The following is a 23441-nucleotide window of genomic DNA, read 5'->3' on the forward strand; positions in this document are numbered from 1 at the left end:
TGCTGCGTCAACGGCTCAGGCCTTGGCAGCCGCCGTCTTCTTCGCCGCGGCCGTCTTGGCGGCGGTCGCGGTGATCGGCTTCGCGGCGCCGTCCGCGGCGGCGGCGTCGGCCGCACCCTCGGCCGGCTCCTCCACCTTCGGGCCGATGCCGAGCTTGCCCTTGATCTTCCGCTCGATCTCGTCGGCGAGCTGCGGGTTGTCCTTCAGGAAGTTGCGGGCGTTCTCCTTGCCCTGGCCGAGCTGGTCGCCCTCGTAGGTGTACCAGGCGCCCGACTTGCGGATGAAGCCGTGCTCGACGCCCATGTCGATCAGGCCGCCCTCGCGGCTGATGCCGACGCCGTAGAGGATGTCGAACTCGGCCTGCTTGAACGGCGCGGCGACCTTGTTCTTGACCACCTTGACGCGGGTGCGGTTGCCGACCGCCTCGGTGCCGTCCTTCAGGGTCTCGATGCGGCGGATGTCGAGCCGGACCGAGGCGTAGAACTTCAGCGCCCGGCCACCGGTCGTGGTCTCCGGCGAACCGAACATCACGCCGATCTTCTCGCGCAGCTGGTTGATGAAGATCGCGGTGGTGTTCGACTGGTTCAGCGCACCGGCGATCTTGCGCAGCGCCTGGCTCATCAGGCGGGCCTGCAGACCGACGTGCGAGTCGCCCATCTCGCCCTCGATCTCGGCGCGCGGGACGAGCGCCGCGACCGAGTCGATGATCACCAGGTCGATCGCGCCGGAGCGGATCAGCATGTCGGTGATCTCCAGGGCCTGCTCACCGGTGTCCGGCTGGCTGACCAGCAGGGCGTCGGTGTCCACGCCGAGCTTCTTGGCGTACTCCGGGTCGAGCGCGTGCTCCGCGTCGACGAAGGCGACCGTGCCGCCGGCCTTCTGGGCGTTGGCGGCCAGGTGCAGGGTCAGGGTGGTCTTACCGGAGGACTCGGGGCCGTAGATCTCGACCACGCGGCCGCGCGGGATGCCGCCGACCCCGAGGGCGACGTCCAGGGCGGTGGAGCCGGTGGAGATCACCTCGACCGGCTCGTTGGCCTTCTCGCCGAGGCGCATCACCGAGCCCTTGCCGAACTGCCGCTCGATCTGGGCGAGAGCTGTCTCCAGGGCCTTCTCGCGGTCCGTACCTGCCATGGCTTTTTCCCTCGGGTTCTGTGCTGTGCGCTTCATCGTCCTCGACGCTAGCGCGTCCCACTGACAAACGAGCCCGACCGGGCTCGTCCTGTGGAAAACTCCTCGCCGGAGAGTACAAAGAACATATGTTCGATTCAAGCGTCGCACGTTCGGACGCGTGCACCGCGTCCGAACGGGTTCAGTCCCCGTCGCCCCCGACCATCCGCCGCAGCCGCCGGGTCGCCTCCCGGCGCAGCGCCCGCCGGGCCCGCCGCTGCTCGCCCCGGTCGATCCGCGGGTCGACGGCCACCTCGTAGCGCCGCACGTACGTCCCGACGAAGCCCTGCAGGGTGGCCGCCACCGGGATGGCGATCAGCGCGCCCACCGCGCCGAGCAGCGCCGCGCCCGCGATCACCGCGCCGAACGCGACCGCGGCGTGCACGTCCATCGTCCGCGCGGTGATCCTCGGGTGCAGGACGTAGTTCTCGACCTGCTGGTAGACCACCGTGAACGCCAGCACCCACAGCCCGTCCACCGGCTGCACGGTGAGCGCGACCAGCACGGGCAGCGCCCCGGCCAGATACGTCCCGATGGTCGGCACGAACTGCGACATGACGCCGACCCAGACCGCCAGCGCCACCGCGTACGGCAGGTCGATCAGCGCGAACATCACCCAGTGCCCGGCCGCCGACACCAGCGCCAGCACCGCCCGCGAGTAGAGGTAGCCGCCGGTCTTGGCCAGCGCGATCTCCCAGGCCCGCAGCACCTCGCCCTGCTTGGCGGGCGGCAGCAGCGAGCAGACCGTCCGGCGCACCCGCGGGCCCTCGGCGGTGAAGTAGAAGGTGAACAGCCCGACCGTGAAGGTCTGGAAGAGCCCGCCGATCACGGTCGAGGACAGGCCCCACACGTTGTCGGCGGCCTGCTGGGCGTAGCCCTCGATCGCGCCGGAGTCCTTGAGCACCTTCTGCTGCAGCTGGCCCAGCGAGAGGTCCTGGTGGAAGGTCCGGTTGACCCAGAGGATCACGTTGTCGACCAGGTGCGGCAGGTCCTTGGCGATCTTCGCCACCTGGTCGACCAGCAGCGTCCCGAGCGCGGCGACGAACCCCACCACCGCGATCCCGACCGCGAGGAACACCAGGAAGGTGCCGACCCCGCGGCGCACCCCCCGCGCGGCCAGCCGGTCGACGGCGGGCTCCAGCGCGAGCGAGAGGAAGAAGGCCACCAGCAGCATCACGAACAGGTCGGTCAGCTGGAGGAAGGCCCAGCTGGCGAGCTGGAAGAGCCCGACGAACAGCAGGGCCAGCAGCATCGCCCGGGGCAGCCAGCGCGGCATCCCGCCCGCGGTCCACGCCTCGATTCCCCGCGCCCCGATTCCCCGCGACCCGTCGTCCCGCGCCCCGCCGGCCTCCGCCGGCCGCCCACCGCGCTCGTCGGCGGCCCGCACCGGCGCGTCCGTACCCTGCTGCTCCGCACTGCTCGTCACCCGAACAGTCTGGCCCATCGGGCCGGCCGCGGTCGGTTCAGCGCAGCCGCCCGGAGACCCCCTGGGTGTCGCAGACCACCCGCCAGACGTCCTTGGCCTCCCAGCCCGCCTCCAGCGCCTGACGCACCGTCCGCCCGCCGAGCTCGCTCATCACGTGGTCGGACGCGAAGGACTCCGCGTACGCCTCGCCGAAGTGCGCGTACATCCGTCGCCAGAACTCGGTCAGCCTCATGCCTCCAGTATCCCGGACCGGCCCCGGGCCTCCCGGGCCTCCCTCGCCCGCCACCGCTCGGCGGTCAGCGCGTACTCGACCTCGCCGTGCTCGCTGCCGGGGATCGCCTCCGGGTGGTCCTCGTGGAAGGTGCGGACGTACGAGAGCCCGCTCTTCTCCAGCACCCGCCGCGAGCCGCGGTTCACCGCCATGGTGCAGGCCACCACCCGCTCCACCCCCAGCTCGGTGAAGCCGCGGCGCAGCAGCGCCCGCGCGCCCTCGGTGGCGTACCCGCGCCCCCAGGCGGCCCGGCGCAGCCGGTAGCCGAGCTCGACCTCCGCGCGCTCGCCCTCCTCGGTCGGCCGGAACTCGAACCAGCCGAGGAACGCCCCGCCCGTCCGCTCCTCGGCGGCCCACCAGCCGAGGTCGCCGTAGCGCTCGTAGTGCGCGAGGTAGAGCGGCAGCAGGGTCCGCTCGACCCAGTCCCGGGTGCTCGGGAGCCCGCCGGTGAGGTGGCGCATCACCTCCGGATCGCCGTCCAGCTCGACCAGATGATCCACGTCGGCCGGGGTGAAGCGGCGCAGCACCAGCCGCTCGGTCGTCAGGAAGACGGTCATCCTCCGATCCTCGCGCCCGCGCCGACCCCCGTCACCCGCTTTTCCGGACACACACCACCCGCGCGCCCCACCGCCTCAGGCGCCCCGCCGCCCTCCGCGCCTCACCGGGGCAGGGCGAGCAGCCCCGCGCCGAAGTACTGCCGGTCCCCGCACGCGTACGGCCCGGGCGGGCAGGCGGCCGCCGCGGTGGTGGCGAGCAGCGCGGCGAGCCGGTCGGCGTCGTAGTCGGGGTGCAGCGCGGCGGCGACCGCGACCGCGCCGGTGACGTGCGCCGCGGCCATCGAGGTGCCGGCCAGCGCGGCGTACTGCCCGCCGGGCCAGTCGGAGACGATCGCCCCCCGGGGTCCGCCGTCCGGGTCGCCCCCGGGGGCGGCGAGCGAGACGTGGCCGCGACCGTAGTTGGAGTAGGAGGACGGGTGGCCGTCCCGGTTGACGGCGGTGACGGTGAGCACCGCGGGCAGTTCGCCGGGCAGCCGGACGCACTCGGTGCCCAGGTAGCGGGTGCGGGGCGGGCCGGAGACCCGGTCGTTGGGGCTGCGTTCGTCGGTGCGGGCGGCGCCGAGGTCCTGCCCGTCGTTCCCGGCGGAGGCGACCACCACGGCGCCCTTGCGCCGGGCGTAGTCGGCGGCCCGGCCGACCGCGGCGATCAGCGCGGCCTGGTCGCGGTCCTCGGGGCAGTTGTACTTCCACGGGTCGGCGAAGTAGCTGTTGTTGATCGCGCGGGCGCCGTGGTCGGCGGCCCAGAGCATGCCGCAGACGATGTTCTCGGCGTAGTACTGGCCGAGCGGTCCGAGCAGCCGGACGGCGGCGATCCGCACGCCGGGAGCGACCCCGGTGACGCCCTGCCCGTCCCGCGCGGCGCCGACGATCCCGGCGACGTGGGTGCCGTGGCCGCTCTCGCCGACGCCCGGGTCGGGCCGCCAGGCGCCCACCCGGGCGTCGGGGCGGCCGTCCGCGCAGGAGGCGGAGGCCTTGGGGTCGACGGCGGCGCGCAGGTCCGGGTGGGTGTCGTCGACGCCGGAGTCGAGCACCGCGACGAGCACCTTGCGCAGGGCCTCCGGGTTCGGCGGGGTGCCGACGCCGGGCGGGGCGGAGGCGTCGCCGGTCCGGGCGGTGGCGACGCCGAGCATGGCGAGGTTCCAGGCGTCGCCCTCGGCGGGGTCGGGCACGGTGGGCGTCCCGCCGTCGTCCCTGCGGTCGGCGCTGCCCGGTCCGCCGGCCCGGGTGGTGCCGGCGGCGAAGTCCCCGGTGCCGGCGACCCCGCGCGGCGGGCCGACCACGGGCGCCGTCCGGGTGGCGCCGACCGCCGCGATGCCGGGGCGGGCCCGCACCCGGTCGGCGAAGTCGCCGGTGGCGTACGCCAGGACGGCCCCGATCTGCGGGTACTCCTGGACGACCTGCCCGCCCGCCGCGCGGCTCTCCGCCCCGGCCCGGGCGGCGCCGGTCGCGTCCACCTGCTCGGCGAGCACCAGGAAGCTGAGGTACGCCCGTCCGGGCCCGGAGACGTAGGGCACGGCGCCGCCCGCCACGAGGGCGGTGAGCAGCATCGCGAGCAGGGCGCGGGCGGGCCCGCGGACGCGGCGGCGGGCGGCCCGGGCGGGGCTGCCGGACGGGTGCGCCTGCGCCATCGCACGGTCTCCGCTCGTCGGTCCGGTGGGGTCGCGGCCACGAATTGATCACGCGTCCGAATCATCACCATATGAGCGGATTGTCATTCTTGCTCCCCCGGTTACACCGCCCCGCACCCGCCGCCCCGCACCCGCCGGCCGGCGCCCGCCCGCTTGTCAGTCCCACCCGGCACCATGGGGGCATGGCGCCCGAGCACCCCACCCCGCCCGCCGACGACCCGCTGACCGGCTTCGCCCCGGCCACCCGGGCCTGGTTCACGGGTGCCTTCACCGCCCCCACCACCGCCCAGTCCGAGGCCTGGCGCGCCATCCGGCAGGACACCGACGTCCTGGTCGTCGCCCCCACCGGCTCCGGCAAGACCCTCGCCGCCTTCCTCTCCGCCCTCGACCGGCTCAGCAGCACCCCGCCCCCGGCCGAGCCCAAGCGCCGCTGCCGGGTGCTCTACGTCTCCCCGCTGAAGGCCCTCGCGGTGGACGTCGAACGGAACCTGCGCGCCCCGCTGACCGGCCTGCGCCAGGCCGCCGTCCGGCTCGGCCTGCCCGAGCCCGAGGTCCAGGTCGCGATCCGCTCCGGCGACACCCCGGCCGCCGACCGCCGCCGCTTCGCCACCCACCCGCCGGACATCCTGATCACCACCCCCGAGTCGCTCTTCCTGCTGCTCACCTCCGCCTCCCGGGAGGCGCTGCGCGGCATCGACACGGTGATCCTGGACGAGGTGCACGCCGTCGCCGGCACCAAGCGCGGCGCCCACCTCGCCCTCAGCCTGGAGCGCCTGGACGAACTGCTGGACCGCCCCGCCCGCCGGATCGGCCTGTCCGCGACCGTACGGCCCGTCGAGGAGGTGGCCCGCTTCCTGAGCCCCCGGCGCGGCGCCGTCGTCGTCCAGCCGCCCGCCGCCAAGGAGTTCGACCTCTCGGTGGTCGTCCCCGTCCCCGACCTGGACGACCTGCCCGCCGCCCCGGCCACCGGCGGCGCCGCCGGCTCCGACCCGCAGCGCCAAGCGTCGATCTGGCCGCACGTCGAGGAGCGGATCGTCGACCTGGTCGAGGCGCACCGCTCGACCATCGTCTTCGCCAACTCCCGCCGCCTCGCCGAGCGGCTGTGCAACCGGCTGAACGAGATCGCGTACGAGCGCGCCACCGGCACCGCCGTCCCCGAGGCGCACGCCCCCGCCGAGCTGATGGGCGGCTCCGGCGCCGCCAAGGGCGCTCCGGCGGTCATCGCCCGGGCCCACCACGGCTCCGTCTCCAAGGAGCAACGCTCGCTCGTCGAAGAGGAGTTGAAGGCCGGCCGGCTGCCCGCCGTGGTCGCCACCTCCAGCCTGGAGCTGGGCATCGACATGGGGGCCGTCGAGCTCGTCGTCCAGGTCGAGTCCCCGCCCTCGGTCGCCTCCGGCCTGCAGCGGGTCGGCCGGGCCGGCCACCAGGTCGGCGCCGTCTCCACCGGCGTGTTCTTCCCCAAGTACCGCGGCGACCTCGTGCAGTCCGCCGTGGTCACCGAGCGGATGCGGGCCGGCCGGATCGAGGCGCTGCGCATCCCGCGCAACCCGCTGGACGTGCTGGCCCAGCAACTGGTCGCGATGACCGCCCTGGACGCCTGGCCGGTGGACGACCTGCTCGCCGTGGTCCGCCGCGCCGCGCCGTTCGCCACCCTCCCGCAGTCCGCCTTCGACGCCGTGCTCGACATGCTGGCCGGCCGCTACCCCTCGGACGCCTTCGCCGAGCTGCGCCCCCGCCTGGTCTGGGACCGGGTGGCCGGCACCGTCACCGGCCGCCCCGGCGCCCAGCGCCTCGCCGTCACCTCCGGCGGCACCATCCCCGACCGCGGCCTGTTCGGCGTCTTCATCGCCGGCGCCGACCCGAAGAAGGGCGGCGGCCGGGTCGGCGAACTCGACGAGGAGATGGTCTACGAGTCCCGCGTCGGCGACGTCTTCACCCTCGGCACCACCTCCTGGCGGATCGAGGAGATCACCCACGACAAGGTGCTGGTCACCCCCGCCCCCGGCGTCCCCGGCCGACTCCCGTTCTGGAAGGGCGACGCCCTCGGCCGCCCGCTCGAACTCGGCCGCGCCCTCGGCGCGTTCACCCGCGAACTGGGCGCGCTGAAGCCCCAGGAGGCCACCGACCGCCTCAAGCAGGCCGGCCTGGACGACTGGGCCGCCGCCAACCTGCTCGACTACCTGGCCGAGCAGCGCGCCGCCTGCGGCCACCTCCCGGACGACCGCACCATCGTGGTCGAGCGCTTCCGGGACGAGCTCGGCGACTGGCGGATCGTCATCCACTCCCCCTTCGGCGCCCAGGTGCACGCCCCGTGGGCCCTCGCCCTCGGCGCCCGGCTGCGCGAGAAGCACGGCCTGGACCCGCAGGTCATGCACGCCGACGACGGCATCGTGCTCCGCCTACCCGACGCGGACCTCCTTGACTTCCCTTCTGAGTCGACGACCACCGACGAAGCCCCGGTCGGCGCCGACGCCGCCCTCTTCGACGCCACCGAGATCGAGCAGCTGGTCACCGACCAGGTCGGCGGCTCCGCCCTGTTCGCCTCCCGCTTCCGCGAGTGCGCCGGCCGCGCCCTGCTGCTCCCCCGCCGCAGCCCCGGCCGCCGCACCCCGCTCTGGCAGCAGCGCCAGCGCGCCGCCCAACTCCTCGAAGTCGCCTCCGAGTACGGCTCGTTCCCGATCGTCCTGGAAGCCGTCCGCGAGTGCCTGCAGGACGTCTTCGACGTCCCCGGCCTGGTCGAGCTGATGGGGGACCTCGAATCCCGCGCCGTCCGCCTGGTCGAGGTCACCACCCCCGAGCCGTCCCCCTTCGCCCGCTCGCTGCTCTTCGGCTACGTCGCCCAGTTCCTCTACGAGGGCGACTCCCCGCTCGCCGAGCGCCGCGCCGCCGCCCTCTCGCTCGACTCCCGGCTGCTCTCCGAACTCCTCGGCCAGGCCGAACTGAGCGAACTGCTCGACCCCGGGGTGCTCGCCGAGCTGGAGGCCGAGCTCCAGCGCCTCACCCCCGAGCGCCGGATCAAGGACGCCGAGGGCGTCGCCGACGCGCTGCGCCTGCTCGGCCCGCTCACCGAGGCCGAGTTGACCGCCCGCGGTGCCGAACCGCTCTGGGCGCTGGAGCTGGAGGCCGCCCGCCGGGTGATCCAGGTCCGGATCGCCGGCGAGCAGCGCTGGGCCGCGATCGAGGACGCCGGACGGCTGCGCGACGCGCTCGGCACCCCGCTGCCGGTCGGCGTCCCCGAAGCCTTCACCGAGCCGGTCAAGGACCCGCTGGGCGACCTGCTGGCCCGCCACGCCCGCACCCACGGCCCGTTCACCGCCGCCGAGGCCGGCGCCCGCTACGGCCTGGGCACCGCCGTCGTCACCGGCACCCTGCACCGCCTGACCGCCGCCGGCCGCCTGGTCCAGGGCCAGTTCCGACCGGCCGACAGCCACCTCGCCCCCGAGTGGTGCGACGCCGAGGTGCTGCGCCGCCTGCGCCGCCGCTCGCTGGCCGCCCTGCGCCAGGAGGTCGAGCCCGTCCCGCCGCGCGCCCTTGCCGCCTTCCTCCCGCAGTGGCAGCACCTGGCCGGCCACCGGCTGCGCGGCCCGGACGGCCTGCTCCGCGCGGTCGAACAGCTCCAGGGCACCGCGCTGCCCGCCTCCGCCCTGGAGAAGCTGATCCTCCCGGCCCGGGTCGCCGACTACTTCCCCGCCCTGCTGGACGAACTGACGGCGGCCGGCGAGATCGGCTGGTCCGGTGCCGGCGCACTGCCCGGCAAGGACGGCTGGCTGAGCCTGCACCTGGCCGAGAACGCCCACCTGCTGCGCCCCGAGCCCGTCCCGCCCGCGCTCACCCCGGTGCACAGCGCCCTGCTGCAGGCACTGGCCGGCGGCTACGGCCTGTTCTTCCGCCAACTCGTCCAGCAGCTGCCGCCGGAGACCCCCGAGCCGGAGGCCGTCGAGGCCCTGTGGGACCTGGTCTGGGCCGGCTACGTCACCAACGACACCCTCGCCCCGCTGCGCGCCCTGCTCGGCTCCGGCCGGACGGCGGGCGCCACCGCCCACCGGGCGCCCCGAGCCACCCCGCGCGGCCGCTACGGCGGCGCCGGCCGCCCCTTCGGCCGGGCGGCCGGCGCCCTGCGCGGCGGCCCGCCCACGGCGGCCGGCCGCTGGTCGCTGTTGCCCGCCCTCGCCGCCGACCCGACGGTGCGGGCCACCGCCCAGGCGCAGAGCCTGCTGGACCGGCACGGCCTGCTCACCCGGGGCACGGTGGCGGCCGAGCGGGTGCCCGGCGGCTTCGCCGGGGTCTACCGGGTGCTCGCCGCGATGGAGGAACGCGGCCGGGCCCGCCGGGGCTATTTCGTCGAGGGCCTGGGCGGCGCCCAGTTCGCCATGGAGGGCGCGGCCGACCGGCTGCGCTCGGTCAACGGCCGGCTGGAGCGGGCCCGGGCCGTCGAGTGGCCGACCGCCCCGGCCGCCGAGCCGGCCCAGCCGCTGGTGCTGGCCGCCGCCGACCCGGCGAACGCCTACGGCGCCGCGCTGCCCTGGCCCGAGCCGCCGGCCGCCCCGGGGGCGAAGGAGTCCAAGGCGCACCGGCCGGGCCGCAAGGCCGGCGCCCTGGTGGTGCTGGTGGACGGCGAGTTGGCGCTGTACGTCGAGCGCGGCGGCAAGTCCCTGCTGGCCTGGCCGGAGGACGGGCCGACGCTGGCCCTCGCGGCGGGCGCCCTCGCGGCCGCCGCCCGGGAGGGCGCGCTCGGCACCGTCACCGTCGAGCGGGCCAACGGCGAGCCGGCCCTCGGCTCGGCCCTGGGCGCGGCCCTGGAGGAGGCCGGCTTCCACCCCACCCCGCGCGGCCTGCGGCTACGGCCGTAGGGCCACCGGGGCCACCCGGGCCGAGGAAACGCCGGAGGCCGCGGGGTCGTCGACCCCGCGGCCTCCGGCCAGGTCCGTTCGGCTGTTTCACTCGATCGGTGACGGCTGCGCCTCCACCGGGGCGGCACTCTCCGCGCGCGGGCGGCGGGCCGGCCCGGTGGCGTTCCGGTCGGCGTGGACGGGGATCAGCCCGAGCCCCCAGCCGCCGGCCGCGAGCAGTCCGAGCACCGCGCCGTCGACCAGTCCGCTCCGGACGGCCGAGAGCCACCAGCCGAGCCCGGCGGACAGGACCACCAGGACCACCAGGACCCGACCGGCCGTCCACGGCACCGATCGCCGCGTCCGCAGCCGTATTCGGGCCACCGTGCGCACCGTCGCGGTTCTCCGCACGACCGCCTCCTCCGCTCGCCCCGGGCATCGGGAGCCCGGACTGGCGAGGCCGGATCAGGCGGCGACCACGTCCATCGCGGCAGCCTTGGGCGACATGGTCGCCCGGTCGGTGCCGGGGGCGGGAAGCGGAACCGGTTCGAGTACCGGCCTCAGCAGATCACCTTCCGAGAGGGTGGCCATCGCCGCAAGTTCGGCGAGCGACAGTTCGTCGCTGACCTCGCGCATGACCTCGGACATCCGGACGTCGAGTGCGTCGCAGATGGCGGAGAGCAGCTCCGAGGAGGCCTCCTTCTGTCCCCGCTCGACCTCGGAGAGGTATCCGAGCGAAACCCTGGCGGCCGCCGACACCTCGCGGAGTGTGCGGCCCTGGCGCTGGCGCTGCCGACGCAGTACATCGCCCAGTAGGCGACGGAGCAGGATCATCGGTGCCTCCCTCCTCGGACTGCGGATCGAGATGTCACGCCCCCACCGTACCGCCTTGGCCGCTTCGCGTGCGGGGACCCCGGTCGTGTTCACTCTGGGCTGCAAGGCTGCCCCCCTCTTCGTTCCGGTGTCCTACCCGGGTTCGCGGGCCCCTCGTGGTACCCGACGCCGACCACCCGGTCACCATCACGCAACTCGTTCGCCACCTGGTTTCTGCCCCACCAGGCCTTCGGATGTAACACGATCCTCCAGCCGGGCCGTCCCCCGAGCACCGGTCCGGCGGATCTCGGTTCGGTGGAGATTCCTCTCAGCCGGCGTCTCGCTGTGCGAGCCGGCCGGCCAGCAGCTCCAGTGCGGCGGTCACCGCTCCGTGACGGATTGTGGCACGCCCGCCGGACAGTCGGGGCGATCTGACCAGAGTTCCCCCCGGACCGGCGACCGCGAGGTGTACGGTGCCCACCGGCTGTCCGTCCTGCGGCTCCGGACCGGCGACCCCGGTCGTCGCGAGCCCGTAGTCGGCGCCCAGCAGTCTGCGCACGCCCTCGGCCATCTGCCCGGCCACCAGCGGGTGCACCGGCCCGTACACGTCCAGCAGGCCCTCGTCCACGCCGAGCACCGAGGCCTTCAGCCCGGTCGCGTAGGCGGTGACCGAGCCGCGGAAGGTCGCGGACGCCCCGGGGACGTCGACCAGGGCGGCGGCGAGCAGCCCGCCGGTCAGCGACTCGGCAACGGCCAGCGTGCCGCCCTCGGCGCGCAACGCCGCGTGCACCCGCTCGGCCAGCTCGAAGTCCACCCCGTGCGCCGCGTTCACCCGTGCCCCCGTCCGTTCACCGGCCCGCGCGCTCCGCGGCCAGGCCCTCGCGGCGCAGGCGCAGCGCCTGCCCGATGTAGTCCAGCGCGGTGCCCACGGTGAGCAGCACCGCCAGCGCCATCAGCACGGCCCGCCCGGTGGCCAGCCAGCCGGTCAGGGCCAGCACGTACATGCCGACCGCGGTGCCCTGGGTGAGCGTCTTGAGCTTGCCGCCGCGGCTGGCCGGGATGACGCCGTAGCGGATCACCCAGAAGCGCATCAGCGTGATGCCCAGCTCGCGGGCCAGGATCACCGCGGTGACCCACCAGGGCAGGTCGCCGAGCAGCGAGAGCCCGATCAGCGCCGAGCCCATGATCGCCTTGTCCGCGATCGGGTCGGCGATCTTCCCGAAGTCGGTCACCAGGCCCTTGCGGCGGGCGAGTTCACCGTCGAACAGATCGGTGATCATCGCGATCGCGAACGAGGCCCAGGCGACCGAACGCCACTTCGGGTCGTGCCCGCCGTCGGCGAACAGCAGTGCCACGAAGACCGGCACCAGCAGCACCCGGACCATCGTGAGCACGTTGGCGATGTTCCAGATCCCCGGGGTCGACGGCACCGCGGCCGCCGGTCTTCCCGGGTGGGCCGCGGCCGGGGCGCCGGGCCCCTTGGTCATTCCCCGGCTCCCGGAGCCTCGGCCCCGGACGTCCGGGGCAGCCGGACCTGCTCCAGCGCCTCGGCGATCAGGTCGACGCCCTCGCTGGCCGTCACCTTCGCCCGCCAGAACTGGCCGATCTCGGGGGCCTCGACGCCGGTGAGGGTGGTCAGGCCGTCCGTCTCGGGCGCCTGGTGGCCGGCGCGACCCTCGACCACGCCGTCCTCGATCGACTCGATCAGCACCTCGACCTCGGTGCCGATCCGCTGCTCGGCCCGCTGGGCGGTCATCTCCTCGGCGAGCCGGCTCAGCCGGTCCAGCCGCTCGGCGATCACGTCCTCGGACAGCTTGCCGTCGTAGGTCGCCGCCTCGGTGCCGTCCTCGTCCGAGTAGCCGAAGACGCCGATCGCGTCCAGCCCGGCGTTCGTGACGAAGCGTTCCAGCTCGGCGAAGTCCTCCTCGGTCTCGCCGGGGAAGCCGACGATGAAGTTGGAGCGGGCGCCGGCCTGCGGGGCCTTGTCGCGGATGGTCCCCAGCAGCTCCAGGAACTGGTCGGTGGAGCCGAAGCGGCGCATCCGGCGCAGCACCGCGGGCGCGGAGTGCTGGAAGGACAGGTCGAAGTAGGGCACCACGTCGGCGGTGCCGGTCATCGCGTCGATCAGGCCGGGGCGCATCTCGGCCGGCTGCAGGTAGGAGACCCGGACCCGCTCGACGCCCTCGATCGCGGAGATCTCGCCGAGCAGCGTCTCCAGCAGCCGGATGTCGCCGAGGTCCTTGCCGTACGAGGTGTTGTTCTCGCTGACCAGGACGACCTCCCGGACGCCCTGCTCCGCCAGCCACTTCGCCTCGTTCAGGACGTCGGAGGGGCGGCGGGAGATGAACGAGCCGCGGAAGGCCGGGATCGCGCAGAAGGAGCACCGCCGGTCGCAGCCGGAGGCGAGCTTGACGGAGGCGACCGGGTTGTCGTCCAGCCGCTTGCGCAGGGTGCGCGGGCCGGAGGCCGGGGCGAGGCCCTCGGGCAGGTCGGCGATCGGCTCGGCCGGGGCCTCGGCGCCGTGGCCGGGCAGGGCGACGGCCTCGGCGGCGGACTGCCGCTCGGCCGGGCTGATCGGCAGCAGCTTGCGGCGGTCGCGCGGCAGGTGGGGGGCGTGGTGGCCGCCGGAGAGGATGGTCTGCAGGCGGTCGGAGATGTTGGTGTAGTCGTCGAAGCCGAGCACGCCGTCCGCTTCGGGCAGCGCGTCGGCCAGCTCCTTGCCGTACCGCTCGGCCATGCAGCCGACCGCGACGACGGCCTGGGTGCGGCCGTGACCCTTGAGGTCGTTGGCCTCCAGCAGGGCGTCCACGGAGTCCTTCTTGGCGGCTTCGACGAAGCCGCAGGTGTTGACCACGGCGACGTCGGCATCGGCGGCGTCGTCGACGAGCAACCAGCCGTCGGCTTCCAGTCGCCCGGCGAGTTCCTCGGAGTCCACCTCGTTGCGGGCGCATCCGAGCGTGACAAGGGCGACAGTGCGGCGTTCAGGCATAGGCCCAAGATTAACGCGCGGCCTCCGGTGCCGTTCGCCCCGGAGGCCGCGCGCCTCGGATCACCTGATCATCACCGGGCCCCGGGGGCCCCTGCGGTCAGCCCGCCTGCGGGTCGCCGGGGGTGTACGTGACGTGCACCACTTGGCCGTCCTTGCCGAGCAGACCGAGGTCCTTGCCGTTGACGTACGCGTGCACGGCCCCGCCGTTGCCGAGCACCAGCTTGATCTGCTTGGCGTCGGTGAAGGTCTGGTCCTGGCCCTCGCTGATGTTGTTCTGGAACAGCGACTTGCCGTTGCCGTCGGTCGCCGAGATCCAGCTGGTGCCCTGGGCGACCAGCTTCACGGTGACCTTGTCGGCCGGGACGGCGGCGATCGCGGCCGCGCTCGGCGCGGGCGCCGGCGGCTGCGCGGCGGGCGAGGCCGGAGCCGGGGCCACCGAGCCGGTGCCGGAGCCGCTGGGCAGCGGCGCGCTGGCGGAGCCGGTGGAGCTGTGGCCGCCCTTGCCGCTCACCAGGTTGAAGCCGATCAGCGCGACCACCGCGACGATCGCGGCGACCATCGCCGCGGCCCAGTTGGGCCGGCCGCGGCCGGGCACCTTGATCGGGCCGCTGTCGATCAGCTGGGTGGGCCGCTTGGAGGCGGGCGAGCCGCCGTGCGCCGCGTCGTAGCGGGCGACCAGCGCCTCGCCGTCCGCGCCGACCGCCTGGGCGATCGCGCGGATGTGCCCGCGGGCGTAGAAGTCGCCGCCGCAGCGCCCGAAGTCGTCCTCCTCGATGGCATGGACGATCGGCACCCGGACGCGGGTCGCCGAACTCACCTGGTCCACCGTGAGCCCGGCGTCGATCCGGGCGGTGGACAGCACCCGGCCGATGCTCGGGGCACCGGCCGCCTGCACCGCGTCGTCGGTCGGCTGGACGGACGACGGGGCGTTCTCGTGGTCGCGGGACTTGCCGATGGTCACGGGGCACGCCTTTCGAGCGGATGGCCACCTGCTGGGGAACAGTCTAGGGGCGTGGGCGGATCGTTTCTCAAGCGGAGCAGGCCCGAATGCGCGCGCCCGCTCCGGCCGGAGGGCCGGCCCCGCCGACGGCCGGTCAGCGGGGCGTACGGGGAACCCGGGATGCGCCGTTACGGCCCTGGGACGCCGTGCCCGGACGTTCGGTTCCCCGAAGGTCGCCTACCCCCCTCCGAACGAGTGAACACCCCCCGAGGACACGCCCCGGGGGGCGCCGGAGCCGCCCTCCGGACGACGCCCCGTCAGCCCCGCAGGGTCAGCAGCACCCCGTCCAGCTCGTCCGGCTTCACCAGCACGTCGCGCGCCTTCGACCCCTCACTCGGACCGACGATCCCGCGCGACTCCATCAGGTCCATCAGCCGGCCCGCCTTGGCGAAGCCGACCCGGAGCTTGCGCTGGAGCATCGAGGTCGAGCCGAACTGGGTGGAGACCACCAGCTCGGCCGCCTGGATCAGCAGGTCGAGGTCGTCGCCGATCTCCTCGTCGATCTCCTTCTTCGGCCCGCCGCCGACCGTCACGTCGTCCCGGTAGACGGCGGTCAGCTGGTCCTTGCAGTGCTGGACCACCTTGGCGATCTCCGCCTCGGTGACGAACGCGCCCTGCATCCGGATCGGCTTGCTCGCGCCCATCGGCAGGAACAGCGCGTCGCCCTTGCCGATCAGCTTCTCCGCGCCGGGCTGGTCGAGGATGACCCGGGAGTCGGCCATCGCGGAGGTCGCGAAGGCGAGCCGGGACGGCACGTTGGCCTTGATCAGACCGGTGACGACGTCCACCGAGGGCCGCTGGGTGGCCAGCACCAGGTGGATGCCGGCCGCGCGGGCGAGCTGGGTGATGCGCACCACCGAGTCCTCGACGTCGCGCGGCGCGACCATCATCAGGTCGGCCAGCTCGTCGACGATCACCAGCAGGTACGGGTACGGCGCCAGCTCGCGCTCGCTGCCCAGCGGCGGGGTGACCTTGCCGGCCCGCACCGCCGCGTTGAAGTCGTCCACGTGCCGGAACCCGAACGCCGCGAGGTCGTCGTAGCGCATGTCCATCTCGCGCACGACCCACTGGAGGGCCTCGGCGGCCTTCTTGGGGTTGGTGATGATCGGCGTGATCAGGTGCGGGATGCCCTCGTAGGCGGTCAGTTCGACCCGCTTGGGGTCGACCAGGACCATCCGCACCTCGTCCGGGGTGGCCCGGGCGAGGATCGAGGTGATCAGGCAGTTGATGCAGGACGACTTGCCCGCGCCGGTCGCGCCGGCGACCAGGATGTGCGGCATCTTGGCGAGGTTGGCCATCACGGTGTGGCCCTCGACGTCCTTGCCCATGCCGACGACCATCGGATGGGTGTCCTCGGCGGCGGTGCGCGAGCGCAGCAGGTCGCCGAGGTTGACCATCTCGCGGTCCCGGTTGGGGATCTCGATGCCGACCGCGGACTTGCCCGGGATCGGGCTGATGATCCGCACGTCCGGGCTGGCCACCGCGTACGCGATGTTCTTGGCGAGCGCGGTGATCCGCTCGACCTTGACGGCCGGGCCGAGCTCGACCTCGTAGCGGGTGACCGTCGGGCCGCGGGTGAAGCCGGTGACCCTCGCGTCCACCTTGAACTCGGCGAAGGTGCCGGTGAGCTGGGCCACCACCTCGTCGTTGAGGGCGCTGCGGGCCTTGGCCGGGCCGCCGCGCTCCAGCAGGTCGAGCGAGGGCAGCGCGTAGGTGACGCCCTCGCCGAGCTGCAGCTGCTCCATCCGCACCGGCGCCGGGCCGTGCTCCTCGGGCGCGCCGGGGCCGCCGCTGCGGGCGGCCGGGACGGCGGGCTCCTCCGGCGGGGCGGTGCGGTCCTGCACCTGGTGCATCATGTCGGCCACGGCCGAGGAGGCGGGCACGCCGTAGACCAGCGCGCCGTCCAGGTCGGCGGCCGCGCCGGCGGCGAGGTCGCGGGTGGCGTACGGGTCCAGCGGCTCCTTGTCCAGGGAGATCCGGGCGGCCTCGGCCGGCTCCTCGTCGGCGGGCTTCCTCCGGCGGCGGCGCCGGCGGGCGGCGACCTCGTCGCCCGGGTCGTCCCCCTCGGTGTCCAGCGCGTAGGGCAGCGCGTCCGGGTCGGCGTCCTCCGGCGGGTCGGTGGACAGCTCGCGCTCCGGCGTACGCCCCCAGTGCAGCTCGTCCTCGGGCCCGGGCTCGACCACGCCGAGCCGTATCCCGACCCCCCGCAGCCGCTCGCCGATCCGGTTGACCGGGGTGGCGGTGACCACCAGCAGGCCGAAGAAGGCCAGCAGCAGGAGCAGCGGCACGGCCAGCACCGCACCCGCGGCGGCCATCATCGGGGTGGACACGGCCCAGCCGATGATCCCGCCGGCCGCCCTTATCCGGGAGGCGCCGCTGCCCATCCCGGGGGCGCCGCAGCCGATGTGGACCAGGCCGAGGACGCCGACCAGCAGCGTGCTCAGCCCGATCACGATCCGGCCGTTGGCCTCCGGCAGCTCCGGGTGGCGCCAGAGCCGGATCGCGATCCCGGCCAGCAGGAACGGCACCAGCACGTCGAGCCGCCCGAACAGCCCGGACACCACGGCGGTGGCCGCCTCGTTCAGCCAGCCCTCCGAGCTGAACCAGGTGCCGGCCGCGACGACCAGCGCGAGCGCGAACAGCAGCAGGCCGATCCCGTCCTTGCGGTGGGCCGGGTGGAGGTTCTTGGCGCCGTCGCCGAAACCGCGGAAGATCGCCGCGATCGGGCTGGCGAGGGCGTTGAGGGCGCCCATCAGCAGCCCCCGGCGCGGCGGGGGCGGCGGCGGGGCGGACTTGGCCGCCGTCTTCTTCGCGGGGGCCCTGCGGGCGGCCGCCTTCTTCGCGGGCGGCTTGCCCGGGGCCTTGGCCGCGGCCTTCTTGGACGGTCCCGGACTCGGCTTGCGGGCGGCGTTTCCGGGCGTACGAGTGGCCATGGGTCAGCAGCCTACCGGGGCGGACGACCAGTGCACATGCGGCCGAGCCGGGGTGCCGGGACGTGTCGCAGACACACCGTCACGCTGACCGCGTTTCACCCGGCGGCAGCAGCGAATCACCCGGACGGGTGAACGCCCGACGGACTGGCTACGCGCCGCCGGGGCGCATCGCGTCCAGCGCCCGGCGCAGCCCGACGAGCTTGCGCTCCAGGTGCGCCGCGGTGGCGGCCACCCCGGCGTCCTCCACCCCGTCCAGCTGCTTGGCCAGCGCCTCCGCCTGCTCCTCCACCGCCGCCAGCCGCGCGGACAGCTCGCCCAGCAGCGCCCCGCCCACGGCCGGCTCCCCGCCGCCCGCCTCCAGCTGGAGCCGCAGCAGCGCGGCCTGCTCCCGCAGCTGGCAGTTCTTCGCGTACAGGTCGACGAAGACGGAGACCTTGGCGCGCAGCACCCACGGGTCGAAGGGCTTGGAGATGTAGTCCACCGCGCCGGCCGCGTAGCCGCGGAAGGTGTGGTGCGGGCCGTGGTTGATCGCGGTCAGGAAGATGATCGGGATGTCCCGGGTGCGCTCGCGGCGCTTGATGTGGGCGGCGGTCTCGAAGCCGTCCATGCCGGGCATCTGGACGTCCAGCAGGATCACCGCGAAGTCGTCGGTGAGCAGCGCCTTCAGCGCCTCCTCGCCGGACGCGGCGCGCACCAGCGTCTGGTCCAGCGCGGAGAGGATCGCCTCCAGTGCCAGCAGGTTCTCCGGCCGGTCGTCGACCAGGAGGATCTTCGCCTTCTGCATGGGGGCTCGCCCTCCTGTCGCCTGCCTGCCGCCCGGTGCGGGCACCCGCGTACCGCCCACCGCTACCCCGGTCATGCTAGCCGCACCCCCTCGCCCGGCACACCGCCCCGTCGTCACCCGATCGGGAGCGGCGCGCAGCCGGTGCTCCGGCGCACGCTCAGCAGTCAGTCGCCGTCCGGTCACCGTTCGCAACGATCGGTGACCCTACCCGGTTCCCGGGCCCGACCGCCAGCAAACCGGTCCGCCGGCGGGCGCGAACCCCGGGGCCCGGCCCGGAGTTCACGCCCCCGGGCCGGTCCGCGCCCGGGCTCACGTGCGGTCGGGCTTCAGCCACTCGTGCATCACGGACAGCAGGTGCTCGGTCTCCACCGGCTTGGTGATGTGGTCGGTGGCGCCCGCCTCCAGCGACTTCTCGCGGTCGCCCTTCATCGCCTTGGCGGTCAGCGCGATGATCGGCAGGCCCGCGAACTGGGGCATCCGGCGGATCGCCTCGGTGGTCGCGTAGCCGTCCATCTCCGGCATCATGATGTCCATCAGGACCAGCGCCACGTTCTCGTGCTGCTCCAGCATCTCGATGCCCTCGCGGCCGTTCTCCGCGTACAGGACGGTCAGGCCGTGCTGCTCCAGCACGCTGGTGAGCGCGAACACGTTGCGCACGTCGTCGTCCACGATCAGCACCTGCTGGCCGTCGAAGCGGGTGTCGCCGCGGGCCGGCCGCGTCGGCGCGGGCTCCGGCGCGCGCGGGCCGGCCAGGCTCTCCAGGGCGGCGGTGCGCCGGCGCTCCACCGCACCGCGGCGGCGCTCCTCGGCCAGCTCCCGGACCTCCTGGGCCCAGTGGTCGGCCGGGTTCTCGCCGACCGGGACGGGCAGGCCCACCGGCGTCACGCCGACGACGGCCCGCCGCGCCGGGGCACCGGGCGCGGCCGTGCGCGGCTCGGCCGGGGCGGTGCCCGGGGCCTCGGCGCGCAGCGGCAGGTAGAGGGTGAAGGTGGAGCCCTTGCCCAGCTCGCTCTCGGCGTGGATCTCGCCGCCGAGCAGCCGGGCGATCTCGCGGCTGATCGACAGGCCGAGGCCGGTGCCGCCGTACTTGCGGCTGGTGGTGCCGTCCGCCTGCTTGAAGGCCTCGAAGATCTCCCGCAGCTTGTTGCCGGGGATGCCGATGCCGGTGTCGGAGACGGCGAAGGCGATCAGCTCGTCGTCCGGGCCCTGGATCGAGCCGGACTCCAGCAGCCGCTCGCGCACGTGCTGCGGGACGTCCGCGCCGGCCGGGGCGATCGAGAAGTCGACGGCGCCGGCGTCGGTGAACTTCACCGCGTTGGAGATCAGGTTGCGCAGCACCTGCTGGAGCCGCTGCTCGTCGGTGTGCAGGGTGACGGGCAGGGCGGGCGAGACCCGGACGGCGAAGTCGAGGTTCTTGTCCAGCGCGACGGGCTGGAAGGTGGCCTCGACGTAGTCGACCAGCTGGACCAGGGCGATCCGGGCCGGGCGGACGTCCATCTTGCCGGCCTCGACCTTGGACAGGTCGAGGATGTCGTTGATCAGCTGGAGCAGGTCGGAGCCGGCGCCGTGGATGGTGTCGGCGAACTCGACCTGCTTGGGCGAGAGGTTGCCCTCGTTGTTGTCGGAGAGCAGCTTGGCCAGGATCAGCAGCGAGTTGAGCGGGGTGCGCAGCTCGTGCGACATGTTGGCCAGGAACTCGCTCTTGTACCGGGAGGCCAGGGCGAGCTGCTCGGCGCGCTCCTCCAGGACCTGCCGGGCCTCCTCGATCTCGCTGTTCTTGATCTCGATGTCGCGGTTCTGCTGGGCGAGTTGCTCGGCCTTCTCCTGCAACTCCTCGTTGGTGCGCTCCAGCTCCTCCTGGCGCGCCTCCAACTCGGCCGACCGCATGGAGAGTTCGGCGGTGAGCCGCTGGGACTCCAGGAGCAGGCCCTCGGTCTTGGTGTTGACGCTGATGGTGTTGACGGTGACGCCGATCAGGTCGGCGATCTGGTTGAGGAAGTCCAGCGCGACGGTGGTGAAGGAGCTGAAGGTGGCCAGTTCGATCACGCCGAGCAGCCGGCCCTCGAACTGCACCGGCAGCACCACGATGTGGGCCGGGGAGGCCTCGCCCAGGCCGGAGGCGATCTTGAGGTACCCGGGCGGAGCCTCCTTGACGATGATCGCCCGCTTCTCCACCGCGGCCTGGCCGATCAGCGACTCGCCGGGCCGGAAGGTGGTCGGCATCGCGCGGCGCTGGTAGCCGTAGCTGCCGATCATGCGCAGCACGGTGTCGTTCTCGTCGTCGTCCTCGGTGATCAGCTCGGCGGTGCGGCCGGCCGGCTGGGCGAGGAAGAAGGCGCCGTGCTGGGCGGAGACCACCGGGGTCAGCTCGGTCATGATCAGCGAGGCGACGGCCTCCAGGTCCCGGCGGCCCTGCAGCAGGCCGGAGATCCGGGCCAGGTTGGTCTTGAGCCAGTCCTGCTCCTGGTTGGTGCGGGTGGTCTCGCGCAGGTTGGCGATCATCTGGTTGATGTTGTCCTTGAGCTCGTCGAGCTCGCCCGCCGCGTCCACGTCGATCCGCAGGCTCAGGTCGCCCCTGGTCACCGCGGTGGCGACCTGGGCGATCGCGCGCACCTGCCGGGTCAGGTTGTTCGCCAGCTCGTTCACCGACTCGGTGAGGTCCTGCCAGGTGCCGTCCACGCCCGGCACCCGGGCCTGGCCGCCGAGGCGCCCGTCGGTGCCCACCTCGCGGGCGACCCGGGTGACCTCGTCCGCGAACGCGGACAGCTGGTCGACCATGGTGTTGATGTTGGTCTTGAGCTGGAGGATCTCGCCGCGCGCGTCGACGTCGATCTTCTGCGAGAGGTCGCCGCGGGCCACCGCCGTGATCACCAGCGCGATGTTGCGGACCTGGCCGGTGAGGTTGTTGGCCATCTGGTTGACGTTGTCGGTCAGGTCCTTCCAGATCCCGGCCACGCCCGGCACGCTCGCCTGGCCGCCCAGCGTCCCGTCGGTGCCCACCTCACGGGCCACCCTGGTCACCTCGACCGCGAACGCGGACAGCTGGTCGACCATCGTGTTCAGGGTGCCGGCCAGCGCCGCGACCTCGCCCTGCGCGTCGATCGAGATCTTCTTGGACAGGTCGCCGCGGGCCACCGCGGAGGCGACCTCGGCGATGTTGCGCACCTGACCGGTCAGGTTGGACGCCATGAAGTTGACGTTGTCGGTCAGGTCCTTCCAGATCCCCGACACCCCGCGCACCCGGGCCTGGCCGCCCAGGATGCCCTCGGTGCCCACCTCGCGGGCGACCCGGGTGACCTCGTCCGCGAAGGCCGACAGCTGGTCGACCATGGTGTTGACGGTGGTCACCAGCTCCAGGATCTCGCCCCGGGCGTCGACGGTGATCTTCTTCGACACGTCGCCGAGCGCCACCGCCGTGGTCACCTCGGCGATGTTGCGCACCTGACTGGTCAGGTTGTTGGCCATCAGGTTGACGGAGTTGGTCAGGTCCTTCCACGTCCCGGACACCCCGGGCACGCTGGCCTGGCCGCCGAGGATGCCCTCGGTGCCGACGTCCCGGGCGACCCTGGTCACCTCGTCCGCGAAGGAGGAGAGCTGGTCCACCATCGTGTTGATGGTGTTCTTCAGCTCCAGGATCTCCCCGCGCGCGTCCACCTGGATCTTCTGCGACAGGTCGCCCTTGGCGACCGCCGTCGTCACCTGCGCGATGCCGCGCACCTGGTCGGTGAGGTTGTTCGCCATGAAGTTGACGTTGTCCGTGAGGTCCCGCCACACGCCGGCCGCCCACGGCACCTGCGCCTGACCGCCCAGCCGCCCCTCGGTGCCCACCTGGCGGGCCACCCGGGTCACCTGCTCGGCGAAGCCGGAGAGCTGGTCGACCATCGTGTTGATGGTGTTCTTCAGCTCCAGCATCTCGCCGCGCGCGTCCACCTCGATCTTCTGCGAGAGGTCCCCGCGGGCCACCGCCGTCGTCACCTGGGCGATGTTGCGCACCTGGCCGGTCAGGTTGTCGGCCATGAAGTTGACGGAGTCGGTCAGCTCGCGCCACACCCCGGCCACGTTCGGCACCTTCGCCTGACCGCCGAGCCGGCCCTCCGTCCCCACGTCCCGGGCCACCGTGGTGACCTGCGCGGCGAAGCCGTTCAGCTGGTCCACCATCGTGTTGACGGTGTTCTTCAGCTCCAGCATCTCGCCGGCCACGTCCACGGTGACCTTGCGGGACAGGTCGCCCTTCGCCACCGCGGTGGTCACCTGGGCGATGTTGCGCACCTGCGCGGTCAGCCGGCCGGCCATGGTGTTGACCGAGTCCGCCAGGTCCTTCCAACTGCCGGACACGCTGCGGACCTTGGCCTGGCCGCCGAGCTTGCCCTCGGTCCCGACCTCCAGCGCCACCCGGGTCACCTCGTCGGTGAACTCCGAGAGCTGGTCCACCAGCCCGTTGACCGTCCGCCCGATCCGCAGGTACTCGCCGCGCAGCGGGTGGCTCACCCCGTTGCTGTGCAGCGAGCGCAGCTCCATCTTCTGGTCCAGGTCGCCCTCGGCGATCGAGGTCAGCACCCGGCCCACCTCGGCCATCGGACGGGCCAGGTCGTCGATCAGCGCGTTGCAGTTGTCGACGGCCGCCATCCAGGCGCCCTCGCCCGCGCCCGTCTCCAGCCGCTCGTTCAGCCGGCCCTCGCGGCCCACCGCCCGCCGCACCCGGGCCAGTTCACCGGTCAGGTGCTGGTTGCGCTCGGCGACCTCGTTGAACACCGCGGCGATCTCCGCCAACGGGCCGTCACCCGGAACCGTCAGCCGGCGGCGGAAGTTGCCGTCCCGCATCGCCGTCAGCGCCGCCAGCAGCTTGCGCAGGTCGGCCGGCTCCGCGCCGCGGTTGTGGATCGCCCGCCGCCCGGCCGCGTTCCGCGGCGCGGTGCCGGAGCGTGCGCCGCGCGGGGCGGGCGGCGTCGTACCGGTTGCGTCCTTGGTGGCCGAACTCAACGGGCCCCTCCCACATCGTGAACTGTCCGGTTGACCGCACGTGCCCTGCGGCACGCGCCCGGGC

The 23441-nt window shown here is 73.7% G+C and carries 15 protein-coding genes; 1 reads left to right on the forward strand and 14 read right to left on the reverse strand.

The window, feature by feature from the left end:
- Window positions 1-15: 15 nt before the first annotated feature.
- From recA to AB2U05_RS10305, 5 genes are all read right to left on the reverse strand, one after another.
- The gene (gene recA, locus AB2U05_RS10285) at window positions 16-1131 is read right to left on the reverse strand and encodes a recombinase RecA (protein ID WP_045698397.1); all 1116 of its coding nucleotides are present in this window, start codon (window positions 1129-1131) and stop codon (window positions 16-18) included.
- Window positions 1132-1309: 178 nt separating this feature from the next.
- Window positions 1310-2443: an AI-2E family transporter gene (locus AB2U05_RS10290; RefSeq protein ID WP_369185935.1), complete on the reverse strand. Its 1134-nt coding sequence runs from the start codon at window positions 2441-2443 to the stop codon at window positions 1310-1312.
- Between the two features lie 187 nt (window positions 2444-2630).
- A complete protein-coding gene (locus AB2U05_RS10295; protein WP_045698398.1) occupies window positions 2631-2825 on the reverse strand; it encodes a DUF3046 domain-containing protein in 195 nt (64 codons plus the stop codon).
- Window positions 2822-3421, reverse strand: coding sequence for a GNAT family N-acetyltransferase (locus AB2U05_RS10300; protein WP_369183077.1), 600 nt, complete (start codon window positions 3419-3421; stop codon window positions 2822-2824). The genes AB2U05_RS10295 and AB2U05_RS10300 overlap by 4 nt, the downstream gene beginning before the upstream one ends.
- A gap of 101 nt (window positions 3422-3522) precedes the next feature.
- On the reverse strand, window positions 3523-5049 hold the full coding sequence (locus AB2U05_RS10305) for a S8 family serine peptidase (protein ID WP_369183078.1): 1527 nt from the start codon (window positions 5047-5049) through the stop codon (window positions 3523-3525).
- A 182-nt stretch (window positions 5050-5231) separates the two neighbouring features.
- Between AB2U05_RS10305 and AB2U05_RS10310 the strand changes: the two genes are divergently transcribed.
- Window positions 5232-9899 carry an ATP-dependent helicase gene (locus tag AB2U05_RS10310; RefSeq protein WP_369183079.1) on the forward strand — a complete coding sequence of 1556 codons (4668 nt, stop codon included), beginning with the start codon at window positions 5232-5234 and terminating at the stop codon, window positions 9897-9899.
- Window positions 9900-9986: 87 nt separating this feature from the next.
- On the opposite strand, the gene AB2U05_RS10315 is transcribed toward AB2U05_RS10310, so the two are convergent.
- The 9 genes from AB2U05_RS10315 to AB2U05_RS10355 form a co-directional block, all read right to left on the reverse strand.
- Complete coding sequence (locus AB2U05_RS10315) at window positions 9987-10289, reverse strand: hypothetical protein (RefSeq protein ID WP_369183080.1); 303 nt, start codon at window positions 10287-10289, stop codon at window positions 9987-9989.
- A 54-nt stretch (window positions 10290-10343) separates the two neighbouring features.
- The gene (locus AB2U05_RS10320; RefSeq protein WP_045698408.1) at window positions 10344-10712 is read right to left on the reverse strand and encodes a helix-turn-helix domain-containing protein; all 369 of its coding nucleotides are present in this window, start codon (window positions 10710-10712) and stop codon (window positions 10344-10346) included.
- 307 nt (window positions 10713-11019) lie between these two features.
- Window positions 11020-11493 carry a CinA family protein gene (locus tag AB2U05_RS10325; protein ID WP_045698444.1) on the reverse strand — a complete coding sequence of 158 codons (474 nt, stop codon included), beginning with the start codon at window positions 11491-11493 and terminating at the stop codon, window positions 11020-11022.
- Window positions 11494-11539: 46 nt separating this feature from the next.
- On the reverse strand, window positions 11540-12178 hold the full coding sequence (gene pgsA / locus AB2U05_RS10330; RefSeq protein ID WP_045698410.1) for a CDP-diacylglycerol--glycerol-3-phosphate 3-phosphatidyltransferase: 639 nt from the start codon (window positions 12176-12178) through the stop codon (window positions 11540-11542).
- Complete coding sequence (gene rimO / locus AB2U05_RS10335) at window positions 12175-13680, reverse strand: 30S ribosomal protein S12 methylthiotransferase RimO (RefSeq protein WP_045698412.1); 1506 nt, start codon at window positions 13678-13680, stop codon at window positions 12175-12177. Before rimO ends, pgsA begins: the two co-directional genes overlap by 4 nt.
- A 97-nt stretch (window positions 13681-13777) precedes the next feature.
- Window positions 13778-14641, reverse strand: coding sequence for a helix-turn-helix domain-containing protein (locus tag AB2U05_RS10340; protein ID WP_045698414.1), 864 nt, complete (start codon window positions 14639-14641; stop codon window positions 13778-13780).
- A 296-nt stretch (window positions 14642-14937) separates the two neighbouring features.
- Window positions 14938-17613, reverse strand: coding sequence for a DNA translocase FtsK (locus tag AB2U05_RS10345; RefSeq protein ID WP_045698417.1), 2676 nt, complete (start codon window positions 17611-17613; stop codon window positions 14938-14940).
- Between the two features lie 148 nt (window positions 17614-17761).
- On the reverse strand, window positions 17762-18397 hold the full coding sequence (locus AB2U05_RS10350) for a response regulator (protein ID WP_045698419.1): 636 nt from the start codon (window positions 18395-18397) through the stop codon (window positions 17762-17764).
- 309 nt (window positions 18398-18706) lie between these two features.
- Entirely contained in the window at window positions 18707-23278 is a 4572-nt protein-coding gene (locus tag AB2U05_RS10355; RefSeq protein WP_369185936.1) for a HAMP domain-containing protein, read from the reverse strand.
- Between the last annotated feature and the right edge of the window lie 163 nt (window positions 23279-23441).

It is taken from the genome of Streptomyces sp. Y1 (assembly GCF_041053115.1).
GTDB classification, from domain to species: Bacteria; Actinomycetota; Actinomycetes; order Streptomycetales; family Streptomycetaceae; genus Kitasatospora; species Kitasatospora rubellomurina.

Coding starts and splice junctions, on each gene's coding strand:
- recA (WP_045698397.1), bottom strand. CDS start 1,131: ATGGCAGGTACGGACCGCGAGAAGGCCCTGGAGACAGCTCTCGCCCAG.
- AB2U05_RS10290 (WP_369185935.1), bottom strand. CDS start 2,443: ATGCCGCGCTGGCTGCCCCGGGCGATGCTGCTGGCCCTGCTGTTCGTC.
- AB2U05_RS10295 (WP_045698398.1), bottom strand. CDS start 2,825: ATGAGGCTGACCGAGTTCTGGCGACGGATGTACGCGCACTTCGGCGAG.
- AB2U05_RS10300 (WP_369183077.1), bottom strand. CDS start 3,421: ATGACCGTCTTCCTGACGACCGAGCGGCTGGTGCTGCGCCGCTTCACC.
- AB2U05_RS10305 (WP_369183078.1), bottom strand. CDS start 5,049: ATGGCGCAGGCGCACCCGTCCGGCAGCCCCGCCCGGGCCGCCCGCCGC.
- AB2U05_RS10310 (WP_369183079.1), top strand. CDS start 5,232: ATGGCGCCCGAGCACCCCACCCCGCCCGCCGACGACCCGCTGACCGGC.
- AB2U05_RS10320 (WP_045698408.1), bottom strand. CDS start 10,712: ATGATCCTGCTCCGTCGCCTACTGGGCGATGTACTGCGTCGGCAGCGC.
- pgsA (WP_045698410.1), bottom strand. CDS start 12,178: ATGACCAAGGGGCCCGGCGCCCCGGCCGCGGCCCACCCGGGAAGACCG.
- rimO (WP_045698412.1), bottom strand. CDS start 13,680: ATGCCTGAACGCCGCACTGTCGCCCTTGTCACGCTCGGATGCGCCCGC.
- AB2U05_RS10345 (WP_045698417.1), bottom strand. CDS start 17,613: ATGGCCACTCGTACGCCCGGAAACGCCGCCCGCAAGCCGAGTCCGGGA.
- AB2U05_RS10350 (WP_045698419.1), bottom strand. CDS start 18,397: ATGCAGAAGGCGAAGATCCTCCTGGTCGACGACCGGCCGGAGAACCTG.